Raw genomic sequence first — 4,780 nt, 5'->3', positions numbered from 1 at the left:
AACCTTCGCGGTGCCAACCTTCGCGGTGCCAACCTTCGCGGTGCCAACCTTCGCGATGCCAACCTTCGCGGTGCCAACCTTTACGGTGCCAACCTTTACGGTGCCAACCTTCGCGGTGCCAAGGCCGCTCAACTCATTGTCTACGGATTGCGCTGGGATGTGATTATCAGTGGCTTAGGCAAAATGCGAATTGGTTGCCAAGAACATAGTGTTGAAGATTGGAAATCATTTGATGATGCACGTATCACGAGCATGGATAGCGAAGCTTTAGAGTTCTGGAATCAGCATAAATCAATGCTTTTGAATATGTGTGATAGCTACGTTCATCCAGTTCAGGAGGAATCTAGCAATGACTGAGAATAAATATTCAATCAAGCAAGCGTTTGTTGATGGAACCTCTGGATTCCTATTGTTCTGGGTAGTGTTCTTTTTAGCTGTTGGTCTTTTACGTGGTTGTGCAGAAGAACAAGCAGCAAACGAACTCAAAGCAAAACAGAACATGTATGTGCGTGTGCAAGTGGAAGGAGCTAACTCATGAATATGTTAGCGAATATCTCGTTTGATGCTGCTGAATCAAAGCTTTTGAAGGATTTAAGTAAACATCCTGAACTGTTAGCCGGTGCGGTTGAATACGCTTTCCAACGTGGCGATATCGACTCTAAAGAGTACCGCAACTGGCAAAGCAAGGTTGCAGAAATGGAGCGTCAACACACTGCAAATCTTCTAGCGACTATTAAAGCGTGAGGTGTTTATGGGCTTTTTCTTCAATGCAGAATTTCTTGAACAGTTTGGTTTCAGTGTTGGTGAAGAAGATGAAGCAACTCACTACAGCACTTTCGGTGGCAGCGATTGGAAATTGAAAGCTAATAAAGACCAGATGTTCTACTGGGATGCCCTCTCAAAGTCTTGGAAAAGATGGGCATTAACTTTAGAGCACTGCACACCAATCGGTGAGAAAGAACCAAATTACAAATGCGGACCGGTTAATCAAGTCGTAGTTAAGAAAGATCAAACGACTCGTGAATTGTCTCCGATTTATTCAAATTCGAAATATAAAGGTGATTAAAGATGAACGCACAAGTTACTGAATTACAAGTAGTAGAACAAAACGTGATAGTAGCAGCTTTTGGAAAAGAAAATGGAATTCAAGAATTGTTTAATCGTATGGCTGAACAAGCACGATCAATAGTTCCTGATGTTTCAACTAAAAAAGGTCGTGATGCTATTGCCTCACAAGCTTACAAAGTAAGTAAGTCTAAAACTGCTGTAGATAACCATGGTAAAGACTTAGTGGCAGGTATTAAGGCACAAGCTGCTGTGATTGATCGTGACCGTAAAGCATGGCGTGATCAGTGTGACGCTTTACGTGATGAAATTCGTAAGCCATTAGATGAATGGGAAAAAGCAGAAGAAGATCGAATTCAGTCAATTAAGGATCGTATATCTAACTTCGATGCTGGTCGCGTTGATGCATTCTCGAACAGCGAGCTAATTAAGAAAATTATTAGCGAAGTAGAGGCAACTTCGATTGATGAAAGCTTTGCTGAATTTGCTAATGAAGCCTCAATCAAAAAAGATGCTGCCCTTAGCTCATATAAACAATCTCTTGAAATCGCATTAAAGCGTGAGGCTGAACAAGCCGAATTAGAACGTCTTCGCCAAGAAGAAATATTGCGTCAACAAAATGAACGTGAAGAAGCGATTGCACATCAGGCAGCTGAGCAGGCACGTCTTGAAGCGGAACGTAAAGCCAAAGAAGAGGCAGACCGTGTAGAGCGTGAAAAGAAAGAAGCATTTGCAAAAGCTGAGCGCGAAAAACGTGAGGCTGCGGAACGTGAAGCTCGTTTAGTTGCTGAAAAAGAAGCTGCTGAATTGCGTGCGCAACATGCAGCCGAAGCTGAACGTAAACGCATTGAAGCTGAACAAGCTGCGAAGCTAGAGGCTGAACGCCAAGCAGAAGAAGCGCGCCAAGCTAACCAAGCACACCGTAAAAAAATCTGTAATGAAGCACTTAAAGGCTTATTGGCTTTGGGTATTGATGAAGCAAAAGGCAAAGAGATTTTGCAAGCCATCAATAAAGGCTTAGTTCCACACGTTTCTATTAAGTTTTGAGGGATAAGTCATGAATGCTCAAATCAAAACACCAATTATAAATAATGAAGACAACATGCAGTTATGGGATCAAGTTTTTATTACTGATCCACTAGCTGTAAAACCTATCACTGGCAAAGCTTATAAAGGAAGCTCACCTAAACCATATTGGCTTATTGAACAAGCTACTCGCGTTTTTGGTGCTGCTGGTTATGGGTGGGGTCATGACATTATTAATCAGGGATTTCAGCAATGTGGGCCTGAGGACATGATTCATTGGGCAATTGTTGAATTCTGGTACATGAAAGGTGATCAACGCTGTGCAGTTCAGCAAATGGGCGGCACAAAAGCGATGTACAAAACTAATAATGGGAAAATGATAGTTGATGAAGATGCACCTAAAAAATCTGTAACTGATGCTTTAGTTAAAGCTATGTCATCAATTGGTTTTGCTGGGGATATTTTTTCTGGTCGTTGGGATGACAGCAAGTATCAACAAGAAGCCTATGACCATCACCATAATCCACAACCAAATGACAATGACTTTCAAAGCGCACTTAAAGCTATTGAACTGGCTGTAAATAGAAAAGCACTTGGCGAGATTTACAAGCGGTTTGTCGGTACTCAATACCAAAAGGAAATTGAAACTCAATGTGGCGCTAAATCAGATAAGGAAGGATGGTCAGCATGATGAAGTTCATTCCCAACACAATGTCTTTCCCCTTCACTGTTTGGATGAGTGAAAACGGGTTCTATCCATCTCATAAGAAAGGCTTCATTGTGCTTAAGAAAGGCAATGAAGTGGCAAAGATTTCAACTCAAGAAACTAAACATGGCTTTGCAATGAATGAAGTATGTCAAAAGAAATTCGCATCATTTTGCAGAGCTTGGATAAATCGAGACAAACAATTTGTTGATCAACTGCGTATGCGCGGCATGGCGAAAATGAATCAACTTAGTTATCAGATGGTGGCAGCTTGAAATGGCACTGGGCAAATACATATGCGCCCACTGCTCTAAAGAGTTTCAGCGTGAGCGTGGGGAAGCTAACCGCACCCTAAAGATAAAAGGCTATCTCTTCTGTTCAAGGGCATGTGTAGGCATCCATAAAAGACTATACAAAACCAGTGAACAGAAGAGGAAAGAAAAGGCTGATTACGACAGGCAGTACAGAGAAAAGAATCAAGAGGCTCTTAAGATAAAGAAGGCTCATTATTTCAAACGTACATACAACCCTGAGCAGGCAGCAATAGAACGCAAGAAAAACATGCATAAGCATGTCGAGTATTGCAGACAACCTAGATACAAGGCTTACAAGCAAAAATATGACCAATGCTATAGAGCCAAAAAATATTACGGTGAATTTTGGGAATGCGCTTTAGTCCTAAATCGCTTGGAAATTGAAGTTAGAAGCCGAGCAGATTTTACAGAACGAGCAAGCCTAAAAGGAACATTAAATAAAGCACAGAATAGGAAACGAGATTATGAGCAATCAATTAAATGCACAACAACTTAAAGAAGCACTTTGGGACTCACTAAAGGCTGTACAAACAGGTCAGATGCAACCTGCTCAAGCTGACTCAGTTGCAGGTCTTGGGCGTGAAATCCTCCGCACAGTAAAGGTCCAACTTCAAGTGGCAAATCAATCTAAACGTTCAGTACCTCTAGATGTTCTAGATTTTGCTGAAAATTCTAAGAAGTGAGGACAGCAGCATGACAGATTTGAATAAGGAAAGAGAGCTATACGAGTCAGTAATCGAAAAGACTCAAGATATAAAAATGGTGCATCTTGTTGGGATTAGCTTCAATGAAGAAAAAAATCAATATGAAGTTCCTGATGAAAAATGGGCAAGTGAATTAACAGATGCTTGTTTAGAGCTAAATACTGGATGGTTCATTTGGCATGAGTGTGTAAAAGCCAAAGCTCAGGCGGTGCCAGATCAAACCATCAATGAAATTCAATCGTGGATTGCTGTTCAATCTAGACAAGCAATGGAATTAGATGGAGAGGAATTTGTTGTAGGTGCAAATGAGTTAGCAGAATTCATTGAGCAATTGGTTAAAAGCGAATCGGGAGCTGAGGGATGAGTGGAGAAGTGACAGAATTCGATCTACGCAAACCAGAGTTTCAAGACCCAATGTTAAAGCCTGAGCATTTCGAATTTGATTCAGAAGGAAACATTGTTAGAAAAGATCGTTTTGAGAAGCTAGCAAGAAAACTATATGGCGGGCTTTGCGAATTAAAGCTAATGCATCCTTGGGAGAAATGGACACCAGAAGAAGTCTGGGAAATAACCAAGGGTGTTTTTGAAGAATACCATCGATTGAAGAATAAAGCGGAAAGTAAGGAGGGGTGAATGGAGATTGATCCAAGAATACGGGCCAAAGAGTTCATGGCCCTACTCTCTGTCGGTAAAACCAAGTTTTACAAGATGATCAAGAGAGGTGAAATTGATGAACCGATTCGACTAAGTGAGAAGGATGTTTTTTGGTATGCATCCTATGTAAAAGATAAAGTCGAAGAACATAAAAATTCTGCTATAGTAGCCGCTTAAATAGCGGCTTTATTTTTATCCAATGTTTTGGGCACTTAATTCAAAACGGGTAACCAAACGGGTAACTTGAGAGGCGATATTTAAAAACACATTAAATATCAAGAGGTTTAACTCAAAATGCTTCTAATGATCGA

Annotated in this window: 12 protein-coding genes; all 12 read left to right on the top strand. The window is 40.9% G+C overall.

What is annotated here, in order from left to right; genetic code table 11:
* Window positions 1-357, top strand: a 357-nt coding sequence (locus ODQ17_RS16945) for a pentapeptide repeat-containing protein (protein WP_322905084.1), incomplete at its 5' end; no start/stop codon positions are given.
* Window positions 350-538, top strand: coding sequence for a hypothetical protein (locus ODQ17_RS16940; RefSeq protein WP_322905082.1), 189 nt, complete (start codon window positions 350-352; stop codon window positions 536-538). The genes ODQ17_RS16945 and ODQ17_RS16940, both read left to right, overlap by 8 nt.
* Window positions 535-744 carry a hypothetical protein gene (locus ODQ17_RS16935; protein ID WP_322905080.1) on the top strand — a complete coding sequence of 70 codons (210 nt, stop codon included), beginning with the start codon at window positions 535-537 and terminating at the stop codon, window positions 742-744. The genes ODQ17_RS16940 and ODQ17_RS16935 overlap by 4 nt, the downstream gene beginning before the upstream one ends.
* 7 nt (window positions 745-751) lie before the next feature.
* Window positions 752-1,066, top strand: coding sequence for a hypothetical protein (locus ODQ17_RS16930; RefSeq protein ID WP_322905075.1), 315 nt, complete (start codon window positions 752-754; stop codon window positions 1,064-1,066).
* 2 nt (window positions 1,067-1,068) lie between these two features.
* Entirely contained in the window at window positions 1,069-2,112 is a 1,044-nt protein-coding gene (locus ODQ17_RS16925; RefSeq protein ID WP_322905073.1) for a hypothetical protein, read from the top strand.
* Window positions 2,113-2,122: 10 nt separating this feature from the next.
* Window positions 2,123-2,782: a hypothetical protein gene (locus tag ODQ17_RS16920; protein WP_322905071.1), complete on the top strand. Its 660-nt coding sequence runs from the start codon at window positions 2,123-2,125 to the stop codon at window positions 2,780-2,782.
* Window positions 2,779-3,072: a hypothetical protein gene (locus tag ODQ17_RS16915; RefSeq protein WP_322905069.1), complete on the top strand. Its 294-nt coding sequence runs from the start codon at window positions 2,779-2,781 to the stop codon at window positions 3,070-3,072. The genes ODQ17_RS16920 and ODQ17_RS16915 overlap by 4 nt, the downstream gene beginning before the upstream one ends.
* Window position 3,073: 1 nt before the next feature.
* The gene (locus ODQ17_RS16910; RefSeq protein ID WP_322905067.1) at window positions 3,074-3,607 is read left to right on the top strand and encodes a hypothetical protein; all 534 of its coding nucleotides are present in this window, start codon (window positions 3,074-3,076) and stop codon (window positions 3,605-3,607) included.
* Entirely contained in the window at window positions 3,576-3,794 is a 219-nt protein-coding gene (locus ODQ17_RS16905; RefSeq protein ID WP_216985603.1) for a hypothetical protein, read from the top strand. The genes ODQ17_RS16910 and ODQ17_RS16905 overlap by 32 nt, the downstream gene beginning before the upstream one ends.
* 10 nt (window positions 3,795-3,804) lie before the next feature.
* Entirely contained in the window at window positions 3,805-4,179 is a 375-nt protein-coding gene (locus tag ODQ17_RS16900; RefSeq protein ID WP_322905065.1) for a hypothetical protein, read from the top strand.
* On the top strand, window positions 4,176-4,448 hold the full coding sequence (locus ODQ17_RS16895; protein ID WP_322905063.1) for a hypothetical protein: 273 nt from the start codon (window positions 4,176-4,178) through the stop codon (window positions 4,446-4,448). The genes ODQ17_RS16900 and ODQ17_RS16895 overlap by 4 nt, the downstream gene beginning before the upstream one ends.
* Window positions 4,449-4,646: a helix-turn-helix transcriptional regulator gene (locus ODQ17_RS16890; protein WP_322905061.1), complete on the top strand. Its 198-nt coding sequence runs from the start codon at window positions 4,449-4,451 to the stop codon at window positions 4,644-4,646. It begins immediately after the preceding gene.
* The last annotated feature ends 134 nt before the right edge of the window (window positions 4,647-4,780 follow it).

This window comes from Acinetobacter sp. IRS14 (genome assembly GCF_034650275.1).
Classification (GTDB): Bacteria; Pseudomonadota; Gammaproteobacteria; order Pseudomonadales; family Moraxellaceae; genus Acinetobacter; species Acinetobacter oleivorans.
Note: the sequence above shows the minus strand (reverse complement) of the source record. Positions and strands in the feature narration are given on the sequence as shown.

Coding starts and splice junctions, on each gene's coding strand:
- ODQ17_RS16890 (WP_322905061.1), top strand. CDS start 4,449: ATGGAGATTGATCCAAGAATACGGGCCAAAGAGTTCATGGCCCTACTC.
- ODQ17_RS16900 (WP_322905065.1), top strand. CDS start 3,805: ATGACAGATTTGAATAAGGAAAGAGAGCTATACGAGTCAGTAATCGAA.
- ODQ17_RS16920 (WP_322905071.1), top strand. CDS start 2,123: ATGAATGCTCAAATCAAAACACCAATTATAAATAATGAAGACAACATG.
- ODQ17_RS16940 (WP_322905082.1), top strand. CDS start 350: ATGACTGAGAATAAATATTCAATCAAGCAAGCGTTTGTTGATGGAACC.
- ODQ17_RS16915 (WP_322905069.1), top strand. CDS start 2,779: ATGATGAAGTTCATTCCCAACACAATGTCTTTCCCCTTCACTGTTTGG.
- ODQ17_RS16910 (WP_322905067.1), top strand. CDS start 3,074: ATGGCACTGGGCAAATACATATGCGCCCACTGCTCTAAAGAGTTTCAG.
- ODQ17_RS16930 (WP_322905075.1), top strand. CDS start 752: ATGGGCTTTTTCTTCAATGCAGAATTTCTTGAACAGTTTGGTTTCAGT.
- ODQ17_RS16935 (WP_322905080.1), top strand. CDS start 535: ATGAATATGTTAGCGAATATCTCGTTTGATGCTGCTGAATCAAAGCTT.
- ODQ17_RS16895 (WP_322905063.1), top strand. CDS start 4,176: ATGAGTGGAGAAGTGACAGAATTCGATCTACGCAAACCAGAGTTTCAA.
- ODQ17_RS16925 (WP_322905073.1), top strand. CDS start 1,069: ATGAACGCACAAGTTACTGAATTACAAGTAGTAGAACAAAACGTGATA.
- ODQ17_RS16905 (WP_216985603.1), top strand. CDS start 3,576: ATGAGCAATCAATTAAATGCACAACAACTTAAAGAAGCACTTTGGGAC.